This window comes from Amycolatopsis sp. lyj-112 (assembly GCF_046549055.1).
Lineage (GTDB): Bacteria > Actinomycetota > Actinomycetes > Mycobacteriales > Pseudonocardiaceae > Amycolatopsis.
In genome coordinates, this window is sequence record NZ_JAJPWS010000016.1 from 29,183 (window position 1) to 43,791 (window position 14,609).

The window sequence follows — 14,609 nt, forward strand, 5'->3', positions numbered from 1 at the left end:
GACACCACTACCAACCGGTAGTGTTCATGGCCGTGCCTGAAGCAACCCGTATGGGGCATGACCTGCGGGTAACTTAGCCGTCCTCGTTCCGGCGGGGCCGACCGATCAAGGAGACCCGGTGGCAGACAGCGCCAGGATCGCAGTATCCGGCAGTATCGCAACCGACCACCTCATGCATTTCCCCGGCAGGTTCGCCGAACAGCTCGTCGCCGAGCAGTTGCACCGTGTTTCCCTGAGCTTCCTGGCCGACGACCTCGTGGTCCGGCGAGGCGGAATCGGCGCGAACATCGCCTTCGGCCTCGGTGTACTGGGCAAGCGCCCGATCCTGGTCGGCGCCGTGGGCTCCGACTTCGCCGACTACCGCTCGTGGCTCGAACGCCACGGCGTCGACACCACGGGTGTACTGGTGTCCGAGGTCGCGCACACCGCGCGCTTCGTCTGCACCACCGACGAGGACCTCTGCCAGATCGCGACCTTCTACGCCGGCGCGATGGCCGAATCCCGCAACATCGAGCTGGCCCCGGTCGCCGCGCACGCCGGCTCGCTTTCGCTGGTGCTGATCAGCCCGGACGACCCCGAGGGCATGCTCCGGCACGCCGACGAGTGCCGCCAGCGCGGCTACACCTTCGGCGTCGACCCCTCGCAGCAGCTGGCCCGGATGGACGGCGCGCAGGTGCGCGCCTTCGTCGAGGGCGCGAACTACCTGTTCAGCAACGACTACGAGTGGGAACTGCTGCTCCAGAAGACCGGCTGGACCGAGGCCGACGTGCTCGAACGGGTCGGCATGCGGATCACGACGCTCGGCGAGAAGGGCGTCGAGATCGTCGGAAAGGACGGTCTCGCGCTGCAGATCGGCGCCGTCCCGGAGCTCGGCAAGGTCGACCCGACCGGTGTCGGCGACGGCTTCCGCGCCGGGTTCATCGCCGGTATCGACGGCGGCCTCAGCCTGGAGCGGGCGGCGCAGCTCGGCTCGCTGATCGCCGTGCTGGTGCTGGAGACCGTCGGTACGCAGGAATGGACGTTCAAGCGCGACGACGCCCTGTCCCGCCTCAGGGAGGCCTTCGGTCCGGACTCCGCCGAAGAGATCGCCGCGATCCTGCCCGAGTGAGCTGACCACTTTGCGCGTGAAGGCCCCCTTCCCTCGGCTCAGCCGAGGGAAGGGGGCCTTCACGCGCAAGCGTCGGGCTAGAGCTTGACCGGGTAGACCGGCTCCGGCACCTCGGGCTTGATGCGGTGCTCGACGAAGATACCGTGCCACAGCATGAACACCAGCAGCGCCCACAGCTGGCGGCTGCGGTCGAGCTGACCGGCCTTGTGCTCTTCGAGCAGGCCCAGGATGGCCTTCTTGTCGAGCAGTTCGTCGGTCTGCGAGTCCGAGATGATGCCCTTGGCCCAGTCGTACATCTCGTTGCGCAGCCACAGCCGGATCGGCACCGGGAAACCGAGCTTGCGCCGGTTCAGCACATGCGCCGGGATGATCTTCGCCAGCGCCTGGCGCAGCGCGTACTTGGTGGTGCCGTGCGCGAGCTTCTGGTCGAGCGGGATGCTCGCCGCGACCTTGAACACCTCGGCGTCGAGGAACGGCACGCGCAGTTCCAGCGAGTTCGCCATGGTCACCTTGTCGGCCTTGACCAGGATGTCGCCGCGCAGCCAGGTGTAGAGGTCGACGTGCTGCATCCGCGCGACCGGGTCCCAGCCCTCGGAGACCTTGTACCAAGGAGCGGTGACGTCCTTGAAGCCGACGCCTTCCTCATACGTGCGCAGCACGTGCCGCAGCTGGTCGTCGCGGAAGTTGCGCGCGTTGCCGTAGTAGCGGTCCTCCAGCGGCAGCGCCCCGCGGCGCAGCAGGTCCTTGCCCCGGGTGCCCTCGGGGATCTTCGTGGAGACCTTGCCGATGATCTTGCGGACCCCGCCGGGCATCTTCTCGAACGGCGCGAGGGAGATCGGCTCGTTGTAGATGGTGTAGCCGCCGAAGAGCTCGTCGGCGCCTTCGCCGGACAACACGGCCTTGACGTGCTTGCGCGCTTCGCGGGCGATGAACCACAGCGGTACGAGCGCCGGGTCGGCCACCGGGTCGTCCAGGTACCAGACGATGAGCGGCAGCGCCTCCATCATCTCGTCCGCCGTCACCGTGCGGACGACGTGCTTCACGCCGATCGCGGCGGCCGATTCGGCGGCGACGTCGACCTCGGAGTAGCCCTCGCGCTCGAACCCGGTGGTGAACGCGATGAGGTTCGGGTTGTGCTCCTTGGCCAGCGTCGCGGTCGCGGTGGAGTCGATGCCGCCGGACAGGAACGCGCCGACCGTGACGTCCGGGTCGGAGATCATGTGCTTGCCGACCGAGTCGCGCATCACATCGGCGATGCGCTCGTACAGCGCGTCGGCCTCGGCCTGGCCGTTGACCGGCTTCGCGCTGAACTGCGGGTGGAAGTAGCGGGTGAACTCGACGTCACCGCCGGGGACCACCCGGAACGACGTGCCGGACTCGACCCGGCGGATCCCGCTGTGCAGCGACTCGGGCTCCGGCACGTACTGGAGCACCAGGTAGTGCTGCAGCGCCTTGCGGTCCAGCTTCTCCTCGACACCGAGCACGCCCGACAGTTCCAGCAGGCTCTTCTTCTCACTCGAGAAGGCGACTTTGCCCGGACCGGCCGAGTAGAACAGCGGCTTGATACCGAACGGGTCGCGCGCGCCGAAGACGACCTTCTCCTGGGAATCCCAGATCATGAAGGCGAACATCCCGCGCAGCTTCTTCACCGCGTCGTCGCCGAGGTAGTGGTACGCCGCGACGATCGCCTCGCCGTCGCCCTCTGTGGCGAACTTCGCACCGTGCTCGGCGGCCAGTTCGTCACGCAGCTCGCGGTAGTTGTAGATCTCGCCGTTGAAGTTCAGCGTGTAGCGCTCGGGCGCCTCCGGCGGGCCCCAGATCAGCGGCTGGTGCGAGTGGTCGACGTCGATGAAGGCCAGCCGGTTGAAGCCGTAGACCACCTCGCCGTCGGCCCAGGTGTCGTGCTCATCGGGGCCGCGGTGCCGCTGGCAGCGCATGGCGCCGTCGACCGCGTCACGCGCGCCGGCCGCGTCGGCTTCGGTCGAGCAGATGAGTCCAAGCAGGCCGCACACGTCTAGTTCACACACCTCTTGTTGGCCGGGCGGGGAAGAAGGGCCCAGTATGCCCGTGAGCGCGTACACCCGGCCGTGGTGGGTTGCACACGTGTTGGGGTCACCCCTTGGTCAGCACGGCGCCACAACTCGGCTAGGCTCCGCCCTGTCACAAAGATCGGTCGAGGAGGCTCTGGGTGAAAGGGCAAGGCGCAGTGGGAAATCCAGAGCGCACCCCAGTAATGCGGGCTGGTCGCGTCGTCGCGCTCGCCGCGCTGGTGATGCTGACCGCGACAGGCTGCTCCGGGGACGAGATCCTCCGCTTCGGCTGGCCCGAAGGGGTGACGCCGCAGTCGCACGACATGCGCACACTGTGGACGTGGACCGTCGTCGCCGCGCTGATCGTCGGTGCCATCGTCTGGGCGCTGATCTTCTGGACCGCGATCTTCCACCGCAAGAAGAAGAACACCGACGGCGCGGAAGAGGAACTGCCCCGGCAGTTCCAGTACAACATCCCGCTGGAGATCTTCACGGTCGTCGTCCCGACGATCATGGTCTGCGTGCTGTTCTTCTTCACCGCGACCACCGAGAACCGCGTGCTCGCCGAGACGGACAACCCGGACGTCACGGTGGACATCGTCGCGTTCCAGTGGAACTGGGAGTTCAAGTACAAGAGCGACTCCAAGAACCACGACGACCCGGAGATCAGCACGGTCGGCAGCTCGACCGAGATCCCGTTGCTGGTCCTTCCGACCAAGAAGACGATCCAGTACAACCTTCGGTCGGCGGACGTCATCCACTCGTTCTGGGTGCCTGAGTTCAACTTCAAGCGGGACGTCATGCCCGACCCGGAGAAGAACAACCAGGACTTCACCTTCCAGAACTCGATCGACCGCGAAGGTTCCTTCGTCGGCCGCTGCGCCGAGCTGTGCGGCACCTACCACTCGGGGATGAACTTCGAGGTCAGGGCGCTGTCGCAGGACAAGTACGCGCAGTACATCCAGCTTCGCGGCACGGTGAACCCGAAGAGCGGCAAGCCGAACACGGCCTCCGAGGCGCTGACGGCCATGAACTGTGGCGACCTTTGCTCGCCGTACGCCGTCACCACCACCCCGTTCAACACCGACCGCACCGCGCGGGTCGCGTCCAACTGACCCGGCTGTTCGAGCCCGAAATCAGGAGTGAGGCAACGTCCATGAAGGTCGAAGGACGGATTTTCTTCCTCGTCGCGGTCTTCTCCGTCGTCGTGGCGGGTATCTACGCGTACATGACCGGAACGATGACCCGGGACGGCGTCGAGCCGGTCGGTGTGGTGTCCCTGATCCTCACCGGTGGCCTGGCCTTCCTGGCCGGGAGCTACCTGCAGTTCGTGGCGCGGCGCATCGAGCCGCGGCCCGAGGACCGGGAAGACGCGGAGATCAGCGACGGCGCCGGCGAACTGGGCTTCTTCAGCCCGGGCAGCTACTGGCCGATCGCTCTCGCGGGGGCCGCCGCGATGACCGGTGTCGCGCTCGCCTTCTTCCACATCTGGCTGCTGATCATCGCGCTGGGTCTGGTCATCGTCGCCATCGGCGGACTGGTCTTCGAGTACCACACCGGTCCTAACCACGACTGACGTTCCGTATCGCTGAAGCGGCGCCCCGTTCCTGTACTGGAGTGGGGCGCCGTTCTTTGCGCGGGTGGGTCGGGTGGGTCGTGAAGGACTCCTTGAGGGACTCTGATTCCCTCAAGGAGTCCTTCACGGACACCAGTACTCGCGACCCACCTGCACGCGATTAGAGGACTAAACGCGGACGGGATGTGGGACCCGGGGCTTTTGCGGAGCCAGGGCGGCGGCGAGGACGGCCAGCATTCCCGCGCCCTCGATCCACGTCGGCCGGTGGCCGTAGGCGAGGACGTCGACCACCACCGCGACCACGGGATAGACGTAGGACAGCAACGCCACCGTCGCGGTCGGCAGTTTGCCGATGCTGGCGTACATCAGGACGTACATCAGCGCGGTGTGCACGGTTCCCAGCAGCACCAGCCACAGCAGCCCCGAGGTGTCCGTGGGCAGCGGTGTGATGAGCAGCGCGGGCGCGAGCACGATCGTGCCGGTCACCAGCTGGACGGCCGCCAGGATGTGCGGGCGCAGGTGTTTGAGCTGCTTCGCGACGAACGAGGCACCGGCGTAGAGCGCGGCCGCGCCGAGGGCCAGCAGGATCCCTTCGACCCGCACCGGTTTGCCGTCGGCGCCGTGCGCGGACAGCGAGATGAGCGTCACGCCGCCGAACGCGATCAGGGCCCGGATCAGCTGGCTCTTGGCCATTTTCTCGCCGAGGAACGCCGCGGCGAGACCGACCAGCATCAGCGGCTGCGTGTGGTAGACGACGGTGCTGACCGAGATCGACGACAGCGCGTAGGAGGCGAACAGCAGCACCCAGTTCCCGACCAGGAACAACCCGCCGAGGACGGCGAGCAGCAGGTCGCGGCGGGTGAGCGTCCACGGGCGGAGCCAGCCTCGGGCGGCGCTCCACACCAGAAGCAGCAGGCCGCCGACGAGGCTGCGGGCGAACGCCACGGCCGGCGCCTCGGCGCCACTTTCGAGGACGACGGCACCGATCGTGCCGGAAAGGGCCATCGCGGCCGTCCACTGCAGCAGGGGGTTGTTCTTGGTCATGGCGACCACTTTCGCCCTCGCGCACGCGTTCAACCAGTGTCAGAGATGACATCGACCGCAAAACTTATGACACACTCGCCGGATGGATGTGAAGAAGGTCGCGGTGGTGCTCGCGGACCAGGTCTCGCCGTTCGAACTGGGGGTCGCGTGCGAGGTCTTCGGGACCGACCGGAGCGCCGACGGCATCGAGGGCTGGGACTTCGCGGTCTGCTCGCCCGGCGGCGACGACGTCCTGAGCTGGTCCGGGTTCGGGCTGAAAGGGTTGGAGAGCCTGGATTTCGCCGCGTCGGCCGATCTGCTGATCGTGCCGACCTGCGCGCCGCGCAGCGCGAGCCCGCCCGAGCCGGTGCTCGAAGTCCTTCGCGACGCGGCCGTCCGGGGCGCCTGGGTGGCGGGCTTCTGCGCGGGCGTCTTCTCGCTCGGGTACGCGGGCCTGCTCGACGGGCGCAACTGCACCGTGCACTGGGTCTACGAACAGGAGTTCCGGAAACGCTTCCCGACGGCGAAGGTGGACCCGAAGGCGTTGTACGTCGACGACGGCGGGGTCCTCACCAGCGCGGGGACCGTCGCCGCCGTCGATCTGTGCCTGCATCTCGTGCGCGAACTGCGCGGCGTCGCCGCGGCCACCGCGCTGGCGAGGCGGATGGTCGCGGCGCCGCATCGCGTCGGCGGGCAGGCGCAGTTCGTGCAGGCGCCGGTCCCGGAGACCGCCGCGCCGGATGACACCGTGCTCGCCGAAGCGCTCGAGTGGATCGAGCGGCGGCTGGATCAGCCGTTCACCGTCGCGGAACTCGCCCGCCGCAGCGGTTTGGGGGAGCGCACGTTCCTGCGCCGCTTTTCGGCCGCCACCGGGACGACCCCGCACCGGTGGCTCACCGAACGGCGTCTCGACCGCGCGCAGGCGTTGCTCGAAGAAGGCCGTCTGTCCATTGAGGACATCGCGGTCGCCTGCGGGTACGCCTCCGCGGCGGCGTTGCGGCACCAGTTCGGCAAGCTGCGCGGAACCAGCCCGAGCGCTTATCGCAGGACTTTTTCCGTGGGCTAGACGGAGATCTCCTGTCCGACGGTGACGGTGACGTGATCGGGGACCTCGTCGTGATCGTCGCCGACCGAGAGCGTTCCGGTCGGTTCGAACAGCAGCAGCGAAGCACCGTCCACAGAGGACGGCTTGTGATAAGTGCCACGCGGGACGACGAACACCGAGCCGCGCGGCAGCGTGACCACGCGCTCGCCCGCGTCTTCGCGCAGCGCGATGTCCAACGTGCCGTCGAGAACGAGGAAGAACTCGTCGGTGTTCTCGTGGACGTGCCAGACGTGCTCGCCCGCGACCTTGGCGAGCCGGACGTCGTAATCGTTGACGTGGGCGACGATCCGGGGGCTCCAGATCTCGTCGAATCCGGCCAGTGCGGTGTTCAGATCGATCGGCTGCTTGCTCATGTACTCGATCCTGGCCGCTGGACCGGGTGAACGGTGAGTGCTAGGAATCGCATATGTCGCATGATTTCTCGCACGAGGTGGTCGTGCTGGTCGACGAGGGCTCCAACCCGTTCGAACTGGGCGTGGCGACCGAGCTGTTCGGCCTGCGACGGCCCGAGCTCGACCGGCCCTGGTACGGCTTCACGCTGTGCGCCGCCGAGCCGTCCGTGCGCATGCACCTGGGGATGTTCACCCTCACCGGGGTCGCCGGGCTCGAAGCCGTCGAGACGGCCGACACGGTGATCGTGCCGAACCGGCCCGATCCCGAAGTCCCGGCGAGCGAGCCCGTGCTGACCGCCATCCGGGCCGCGGCCGCTCGCGGCGCGCGGCTGGTGAGCTTCTGCACCGGCGCGTTCACGCTGGCCCAGGCCGGTGTCCTGGACGGGCGCCGCGCGACGACGCACTGGAAGTGGGCCGAGAAGTTCCGGGTCCTGTTCCCCGAGGTGCGGATGGAGCCGGACGTCCTGTTCGTCGACGACGGCGACGTCCTGACCGCGGCGGGCAGCGCGGCCGCGCTGGATCTGGGGCTGCACCTGATCAGCCGCGACCACGGGGCCGAGATCGCGAACGCGGTGAGCCGCCGCCTGGTGTTCGCCGGGCACCGGGACGGCGGGCAGCGGCAGTTCGTCGAGCGGCCGGTGCCGACGGTGCCGGACACCTCACTGGCGCCCGTGCTCGAGTGGGCCCGCGAACGGCTGGACCGGCCGCTCACGGTCACCGACCTCGCCACCCGGGCCGCGGCGAGCCAGGCGACGCTCCACCGGCGGTTCCGCGCCGAACTGGGGACGACGCCGCTGGCGTGGCTCACCACGGAGCGGATCGCGCTCGCGTGCCGGCTCATCGAGCGGGGAGAACAGCGGCTGGACCGGGTGGCGCGGGCGTCCGGTTTCGGTACCGCGGCGAACCTGCGTACCCAGTTGAGGCGGGCCACCGGGCTGACACCTACGGCTTACCGGGCGAGGTTCAGCACGGCGTCGTAGCGGTCGCCGAAATGCTATGAACGACTCGTTACTTGCAAAATTTGCAAGTAACGAGTCGTTCATAGCAAGTCGCGAGAGCTAAGCGAAGGCGATCCAACGGTTCAGCAGGTCGGCCGCGGCACCGGAGTCGACGGCTTCGGCGGCCCGCACCAGACCGGCGGCCAAGTCGTCTTCCAGCGAGTCCGAGAACCCGGCGAAAGCCGCCAGCGCGGCCGCCGCGTTGAGCAGGACCGCGTCCCGCACCGGCCCGGTCTTCCCGGCCATGAGCTGCCGGAATACTTCGGCGTTGTGCGCCCGGTCGCCGCCGCGCAGATCCTCGGCGGTCGCCCGGGGGATACCGATCGCTTGCGGGTCGAAGGTGCGTTCGGTGATCTCGCCGCCGGAGACGATCCAGACCGAAGTCGTGGTCGTGGTGGTGATCTCGTCGAGCCCGTCGTCGCCGCGGACCAGGAGCACGGTCATCCCGCGGCGCGCGAACACCTCGGCGAGGACCCGGGTCTTGTCCGCGTACGCGCAGCCGATCAGCGAACTGCGCGGCTGCGCCGGATTGGTCAGCGGGCCGAGCAGGTTGAACGTGGTCGGCACGCCGAGTTCACCGCGCGTCGGGCCCGCGTGACGCAGAGCGGGGTGGAACTTCGGCGCGAAGCAGAAGGCGATCCCCAGCTCGTTCAGGCTGCGCTGGACCGTCTCGGGCGGCAGGTCGATGGTGACGCCCAGTTCTTCCAGGACGTCGGCCGCGCCGGACTTCGACGATGCGCTCCGGTTGCCGTGCTTGGCCACCGGGGCGCCGGCCGCGGCCGTCACCACCGTGGCCATGGTGGAGATGTTGACCGAATTGGACCGGTCGCCACCGGTGCCGACGATGTCCACCGCCGGGCGGTCGATCGTCACCCGTTTCGCGTGCGCCAGCATGGCGTCGGCCATGCCGGAGATCTCCGCCGGTGTCTCGCCCTTCGCCCGCAGCGCGACGGCGAATCCGGCGATCTGGGACGGTGTCGCCGCCCCGCTCATGATCTGGTCCATCGCCCACGCGGTGTCCTCTTCGGACAGATCCGTGCGCGCGATGAGCTGGTTGAGCAGGGACGGCCAGGTCTGGGTGACCGCGTTCATCGGCTCAGCCGTGCACGGCCGGCACCCGGCGGGCGCGCAGCACGTCGGCGACCGTCTCGGCGGCGGTCAGCGGGTCGAGCGGATGCACCAGCACCGCGTCGGCCTGCGACCAGGTCGCCAGCCAGCGGTCGTCCTTGCGCCGCACGGAAACCACGATCGGCGGGCAATTCTCGATCTCGTTCTTGAGCTGACGGGTCAGCCCGATCCCGCCGGTCGGCTGTGCCTCGCCGTCCAGGATCGCCAGGTCCACGTTGCCCGCGTCCATCTCGACGAGCACCTCGGAGATACCGGAGGCCTCGATGTAGTCCACCCGGCCGAGGTCTGCGGCGGGCCTGCGGCCGACGGCGTTGATGATCGCCTCGCGCACCTCCGGCTTGTGGCTGAACACCAGGATCCGCATCGCCTGCTCGCCCATGAGCGCGCCTCCGCCTCGTTTAGTCATGTCGACCCCGCGATGTTATCCGCCATGACCGACATCACGTGGACCCCCTCGGGAGCTGGAGCGCGTCCCAGCCCGGCGAGTCGCCGCCCAGACGCTGCGCGAGCCCCGCCATCCGCGACCTTTCCTGCGCGCAGTGCAACGCGTCGAGGGTCTGGACGCGCAGCGCGTACGCCAGCGTGAGCCCGCCGTCCGGCCTCTGTTCCCGCAGCTCCCAGCCGTCCTGGGCGAGGATCGCTGTCGCTTCCGCCACCTTTTCGGGCGGTAGCTTCAAGTGGTGCCGCAGGATCGCGGGCACTTCGGCTACCCAAGCGGGTGATCTCGCCAGCACCGAGGAGTCCGCCTCGACCGGGTCGAAGGCCTCCGCGACGATCTCCACGCCGGGCGTGTCGACCGTCAGACCTGGGAGGTTCGGCTTCTTGACCAGGTCACGAAGCCGATCTAGTAAACCCATGAGTAGCCCTGTTCCCCGTTCCGTCCGAATGTGACCCGACACGCACGCGACCCGCCGTGGACCCACCCGGCGGGCCCCATGCGTGAGAGGACATAATGCGACGCGTGACAACGGCAGCTCCCACCATCAGCCAGCGGGTCCACTCGCTGAACCGGCCGAACATGGTCAGCGTCGGCACCATCGTGTGGCTGTCCAGCGAACTGATGTTCTTCGCCGGACTGTTCGCCATGTTCTTCACCGTGAAGGCGCAGAACGCGACCGGCCAATGGCCGCCGCCGCTGCACGGTGAACCCTTCCACCTGAACATCGCGCTGGCGATCCCGTTCACCGTGGTCCTCGTGGCGTCGTCGTTCACCTGTCAGTTCGGCGTGTTCGCCGCTGAAAAGGGTGACGTGTTCGGCTTGCGCCGCTGGTACATCATCACGTTGATCATGGGTGCGATCTTCGTCGGTGGCCAGGGGTACGAGTACCTCCACCTGATCGACGAGGGCATGACCATCCCGTCCGGCCCGTACGGCACGGTCTTCTACCTCGCGACCGGGTTCCACGGCCTGCACGTCATCGGCGGGCTCATCGCGTTCGTGTACCTGCTCATCCGCACCAAGCTGAGCAAGTTCACCCCCGCCCAGGCAACTTCGGCGATCGTCGTGTCCTACTACTGGCACTTCGTCGACATCGTGTGGGTGGGCCTGTTCGCGGTGATCTACATCCTTCCGTGAATCAAAGCCGCCACCACGACCTATCGGCCTGAACTGACAGCAAGGGTTGCCGCAAGATGACCTCCAGCAAGAATAAAACGGAGCGCCGCCGAACGCGGTCGAAGCTGCACCGCCGGCTCGCCGGCGCGCTGGCGCTCGGCATCGCGCTGCTGAGCGTGGGCGGGCTGTACGCCGTGTTCGCCCCGGAACCCCAGACCGCGCAGGCGCAGGGCGAGTCCGCCCTCCTGCGTGAGGGCGAGAAGCTCTACAACAACACGTGTATCGAGTGCCACGGGCCGAAGCTCGAAGGTGTCCCGGACCGTGGCCCGAGCCTCGTCGGCATCGGTGACGCGGCCGTGTACTTCCAGACCTCGACCGGCCGGATGCCCGCCGTGCGCCAGGAGGCGCAGGCGGTGCGCAAGCCGCCGAAGCTGTCCGAGGCCGAGATCAACGCGCTGGGCGCCTACATCCAGGCGAACGGCGGCGGCGTCGAGCGCCCGGAGGAGAAGGGCGACGCGCTGCGCGGCAAGGACGTGGCCCGCGGCAGCGAGCTCTTCCGCCTCAACTGCGCCTCCTGCCACGGCTTCACCGGCCGCGGCGGCGCGCTCTCTTCGGGCAAGTTCGCCCCGAACCTGGACCCGGCCACGGAAGAGCAGATCTACACCGCGATGCTCTCCGGGCCGCAGAACATGCCCAAGTTCTCCGAACGGCAGCTGTCGCCCGAGGAGAAGAAGGACATCATCGCGTTCGTCAAGTCCGTGAGTAACGGGAACAACTCACCCGGCGGTAGCTCGCTCGGCGGTATTGGCCCGGCTTCGGAGGGCGCGATCGCGTGGATCGTCGGGATCGCCGCGCTGATCGGCGTGACGTTGTGGATTGGATCGAAGGCATGAGCGCCGAAGGGCCGAAGCCGCCGACAGAGGCGGAGTTGGCGGACATGGATCGTGACCAGCTGGTCAAGCTGGGTACCGCGCTCGACGGTGTCGAGATCGTCGAGTACCCGAAGCCGTGGCCGGTCGAGGGGACGCGGGCGGAGAAGCGCGCTGAGCGCGCCGTCGCCCTCTGGTTCGTGCTGGCCGCATTCGCCGGTCTCGCGTTCGTGGTCCTCCTCGCGTGGCCGCACTGGTTCGAGTACAAGGAGCCGGGTACGACCGGCTACACCCAGTACACGCTGTACACGCCGTTGCTCGGCGTCACGCTCGGCGTCGCCGTGCTCAGCATCGGCGTCGGCGCGGTCCTCTACACCAAGAAGTTCATCCCGGCCGAGGTCGCGGTCCAGGAGCGTGGTGACGGCGGCTCGAAAGAGGTCGACAAGGCCACCATCATCGCCCAGCTGGCCCACTCGGGCAGCGACAGCACCATCGCGCGCCGTTCGCTGATCAAGCGGTCCGCGGGCGCCGGTGCCGGTGTGCTCGGTCTGGCCGTCGCCGCCCTCCCGGTGGCGTCCTTCATCAAGGACCCCTGGAAGGACACCGAGAACCGCGATTCGCTGTGGCACTCGGGCTGGAAGAAGAACTTCCCGGAAGAGGTCGTCTACCTGCGCCGCAACACCGGTCGGCCACACGAGGTCTCCCTGGTCAGGGTCGAGGATCTCGACGCGGGCGCCATGGAGACGGTGTTCCCGTTCCGCGAGTCCGAGCGGGAGGACGAGCACGCCCTGTCGGTCGCCTTCAAGCGGGTCGACAACCCGGTCATGCTCATCCGCCTTCGCCCGACCGACGCCGCCAAGGTCGTCAAGCGGGCGAACCAGGAGGACTACAACTTCGGCGACTACTACGCGTACACGAAGATCTGCAGCCACGTCGGCTGCCCGACCTCCCTGTACGAGCAGCGGACCAACCGCATCCTCTGCCCGTGTCACCAGTCGCAGTTCGACGCGCTCCACTACGCCAAGCCGATTTTCGGGCCGGCGACGCGGCCCTTGGCCCAGCTTCCGATTACAGTGGACAAAGAGGGCTTCCTGATCGCGCGCGGAGACTTCAACGAGGCCATCGGACCGGCCTTTTGGGAGCGTAAGTCATGAGTTCACTCACCACCCCGACGAAGGGGACGAACCCGGTCGAGAAGGCCGCCGGTGCGGGTGCCAAGTGGGCCGACGACCGGTATCACCTCGCCAAGGGCATGCGACACCAGATCAACAAGGTGTTCCCGACCCACTGGTCGTTCCTGCTCGGCGAGATCGCCCTCTACAGCTTCATCATCCTGTTGCTGTCGGGTGTGTACCTCACGCTGTTCTTCGACCCCTCCATGGAGGAGGTCGTCTACAACGGCAGCTTCACGGGCCTGCAGGGCGTCGAGATGTCGCGGGCCTTCGCGACCACGCTCGACATCTCCTTCGACGTCCGCGGCGGTCTGTTCGTCCGCCAGCTGCACCACTGGGCCGCGCTGATCTTCGTCGCGTCGATGATGGTGCACATGTTCCGGATCTTCTTCACCGGAGCGTTCCGCCGTCCGCGTGAGGCGAACTGGGTCATCGGCGCGCTGCTGCTGGTCCTGGGCATGTTCGAGGGCTTCTTCGGCTACTCGCTGCCGGACGACCTGCTCTCCGGTACCGGTATCCGCGCGACCCTGTCGGGCATCGTGCTCTCGGTGCCGGTCATGGGCACCTGGATCCACTGGGCGCTGTTCGGCGGGGAGTATCCCGGCAACGAGATCATCCCGCGCCTGTACACGATCCACATCCTGCTGCTGCCGGGCATCATGCTCGCCCTGGTGGGCGCGCACCTCGCGCTGGTCTGGTACCAGAAGCACACCCAGTTCCCGGGGGTGCGCCGCAAGGAGACCAACGTCGTCGGCGTCCGCATCATGCCGGTGTTCGCGCTCAAGGGCGGCGCGTTCTTCGCGCTGGTCACCGGCATCATCGCGCTCATGTCGGGTCTCTTCCAGATCAACCCGATCTGGAACATCGGCCCGTACAACGCGGCGCAGGTCTCGGCGGGTTCACAGCCCGACTGGTACATGGCCTGGGCCGACGGCATGCTGCGGATTTGGCCCGCCTGGGAGCTCTATCTCGGGAACTACACGGTCCCCGCGGTGTTCTTCCCCGGTGCGGTGGGGATGCCACTGCTGATCGGGTTGCTGGTGATGTATCCCTGGATCGAGCGAAAGCTGTCCAAGGACACGGCGCACCACAACCTGCTGCAGCGTCCGCGCGACGTCCCGGTCCGGACCTCGCTCGGCATCATGGCCCTGACGTTCTTCGCGGTCATCATGCTTTCGGGCTTCAACGACATCATCGCGTTCGCGTTCGACATCTCGCTGAACGCGACGACCTGGGCCGGCCGGATCGGTGTGCTGCTGGCACCGCCGCTGGCGTACTACCTCACCTACCGGCTCTGCCTCGGTCTCCAGCGGGCCGACCGCGAGGTGCTGGAGCACGGTGTCGAAACCGGCATCATCAAGCGCCTGCCGCACGGTGAGTTCATCGAAATCCACCAGCCGCTCGGCCCGGTGGACGACCACGGTCACCCGCTCCCGCTCGAGTACCAGGGCGCGTCGGTGCCGAAGAAGATGAACAAGCTCGGCTCGGCCGGTCACGCCGTCGCCGGTTCGACCTGGTCCCCGGACCCGGTCGAAGAGACGGTCGCCCTCGAGCGTGCCCGCGCCAACGGGCACGGCAACGGGAACGGCAAGGTCGACGACATCGGCGGCGTGCCTTCGGAGGAGCGTAAGGAAATCACCTCCGGGCACTAGC

General features: G+C 67.8%; 15 protein-coding genes. 9 read left to right on the forward strand and 6 right to left on the reverse strand.

What is annotated here, in order from left to right; genetic code table 11:
- Positions 1-118 precede the first annotated feature (118 nt).
- On the forward strand, positions 119-1,108 hold the full coding sequence (locus ACLJRL_RS35050) for a carbohydrate kinase family protein (protein WP_410660660.1): 990 nt from the start codon (positions 119-121) through the stop codon (positions 1,106-1,108).
- 77 nt (positions 1,109-1,185) lie between these two features.
- On the opposite strand, the gene asnB is transcribed toward ACLJRL_RS35050, so the two are convergent.
- Complete coding sequence (asnB, locus tag ACLJRL_RS35055; RefSeq protein ID WP_410660661.1) at positions 1,186-3,120, reverse strand: asparagine synthase (glutamine-hydrolyzing); 1,935 nt, start codon at positions 3,118-3,120, stop codon at positions 1,186-1,188.
- A 221-nt stretch (positions 3,121-3,341) separates the two neighbouring features.
- Here asnB and ACLJRL_RS35060 point away from each other — a divergent pair, with 221 nt between their 5' ends.
- Both ACLJRL_RS35060 and ACLJRL_RS35065 read left to right on the forward strand, forming a co-directional pair.
- Positions 3,342-4,253 (forward strand): cytochrome c oxidase subunit II, encoded by a 912-nt coding sequence (locus ACLJRL_RS35060; RefSeq protein WP_410660662.1) that lies wholly within the window; start codon positions 3,342-3,344, stop codon positions 4,251-4,253.
- Between the two features lie 41 nt (positions 4,254-4,294).
- On the forward strand, positions 4,295-4,714 hold the full coding sequence (locus tag ACLJRL_RS35065) for a cytochrome c oxidase subunit 4 (RefSeq protein WP_410660663.1): 420 nt from the start codon (positions 4,295-4,297) through the stop codon (positions 4,712-4,714).
- A 168-nt stretch (positions 4,715-4,882) separates the two neighbouring features.
- Here the strand turns inward: ACLJRL_RS35065 and ACLJRL_RS35070 are convergent, their stop codons facing one another.
- The gene (locus ACLJRL_RS35070; RefSeq protein ID WP_410660664.1) at positions 4,883-5,758 is read right to left on the reverse strand and encodes a DMT family transporter; all 876 of its coding nucleotides are present in this window, start codon (positions 5,756-5,758) and stop codon (positions 4,883-4,885) included.
- An 82-nt stretch (positions 5,759-5,840) separates the two neighbouring features.
- Between ACLJRL_RS35070 and ACLJRL_RS35075 the strand changes: the two genes are divergently transcribed.
- Complete coding sequence (locus ACLJRL_RS35075; RefSeq protein WP_410660665.1) at positions 5,841-6,803, forward strand: GlxA family transcriptional regulator; 963 nt, start codon at positions 5,841-5,843, stop codon at positions 6,801-6,803.
- Here the strand turns inward: ACLJRL_RS35075 and ACLJRL_RS35080 are convergent.
- On the reverse strand, positions 6,800-7,195 hold the full coding sequence (locus ACLJRL_RS35080) for a cupin domain-containing protein (protein WP_410660666.1): 396 nt from the start codon (positions 7,193-7,195) through the stop codon (positions 6,800-6,802). The two genes, ACLJRL_RS35075 and ACLJRL_RS35080, sit on opposite strands and share 4 nt — an antisense overlap.
- 53 nt (positions 7,196-7,248) lie before the next feature.
- On the opposite strand from ACLJRL_RS35080, the gene ACLJRL_RS35085 reads away from it, so the two are divergent.
- Positions 7,249-8,214: a helix-turn-helix domain-containing protein gene (locus ACLJRL_RS35085; RefSeq protein WP_410660667.1), complete on the forward strand. Its 966-nt coding sequence runs from the start codon at positions 7,249-7,251 to the stop codon at positions 8,212-8,214.
- Between the two features lie 78 nt (positions 8,215-8,292).
- Here ACLJRL_RS35085 and trpD read toward each other — a convergent pair whose 3' ends face one another.
- The 3 genes from trpD to ACLJRL_RS35100 form a co-directional block, all read right to left on the reverse strand.
- Entirely contained in the window at positions 8,293-9,324 is a 1,032-nt protein-coding gene (gene trpD / locus ACLJRL_RS35090) for an anthranilate phosphoribosyltransferase (RefSeq protein ID WP_410660668.1), read from the reverse strand.
- Positions 9,325-9,328: 4 nt separating this feature from the next.
- Positions 9,329-9,739: a hypothetical protein gene (locus ACLJRL_RS35095; RefSeq protein WP_410660790.1), complete on the reverse strand. Its 411-nt coding sequence runs from the start codon at positions 9,737-9,739 to the stop codon at positions 9,329-9,331.
- Positions 9,740-9,800: 61 nt separating this feature from the next.
- Positions 9,801-10,217, reverse strand: coding sequence for a hypothetical protein (locus tag ACLJRL_RS35100; protein WP_410660669.1), 417 nt, complete (start codon positions 10,215-10,217; stop codon positions 9,801-9,803).
- A 95-nt stretch (positions 10,218-10,312) separates the two neighbouring features.
- Between ACLJRL_RS35100 and ACLJRL_RS35105 the strand changes: the two genes are divergently transcribed.
- From ACLJRL_RS35105 to ACLJRL_RS35120, 4 genes are read left to right on the forward strand one after another with little or no spacing between them, the layout of a single operon-like run.
- A complete protein-coding gene (locus ACLJRL_RS35105) occupies positions 10,313-10,936 on the forward strand; it encodes a heme-copper oxidase subunit III (protein WP_410660670.1) in 624 nt (207 codons plus the stop codon).
- A 56-nt stretch (positions 10,937-10,992) separates the two neighbouring features.
- Positions 10,993-11,808, forward strand: coding sequence for a c-type cytochrome (locus ACLJRL_RS35110; protein ID WP_410660671.1), 816 nt, complete (start codon positions 10,993-10,995; stop codon positions 11,806-11,808).
- Positions 11,805-12,938, forward strand: coding sequence for a ubiquinol-cytochrome c reductase iron-sulfur subunit (locus ACLJRL_RS35115; protein ID WP_410660672.1), 1,134 nt, complete (start codon positions 11,805-11,807; stop codon positions 12,936-12,938). The genes ACLJRL_RS35110 and ACLJRL_RS35115 overlap by 4 nt, the downstream gene beginning before the upstream one ends.
- Complete coding sequence (locus tag ACLJRL_RS35120; protein ID WP_410660673.1) at positions 12,935-14,608, forward strand: cytochrome b; 1,674 nt, start codon at positions 12,935-12,937, stop codon at positions 14,606-14,608. The genes ACLJRL_RS35115 and ACLJRL_RS35120 overlap by 4 nt, the downstream gene beginning before the upstream one ends.
- Position 14,609 lies beyond the last annotated feature (1 nt).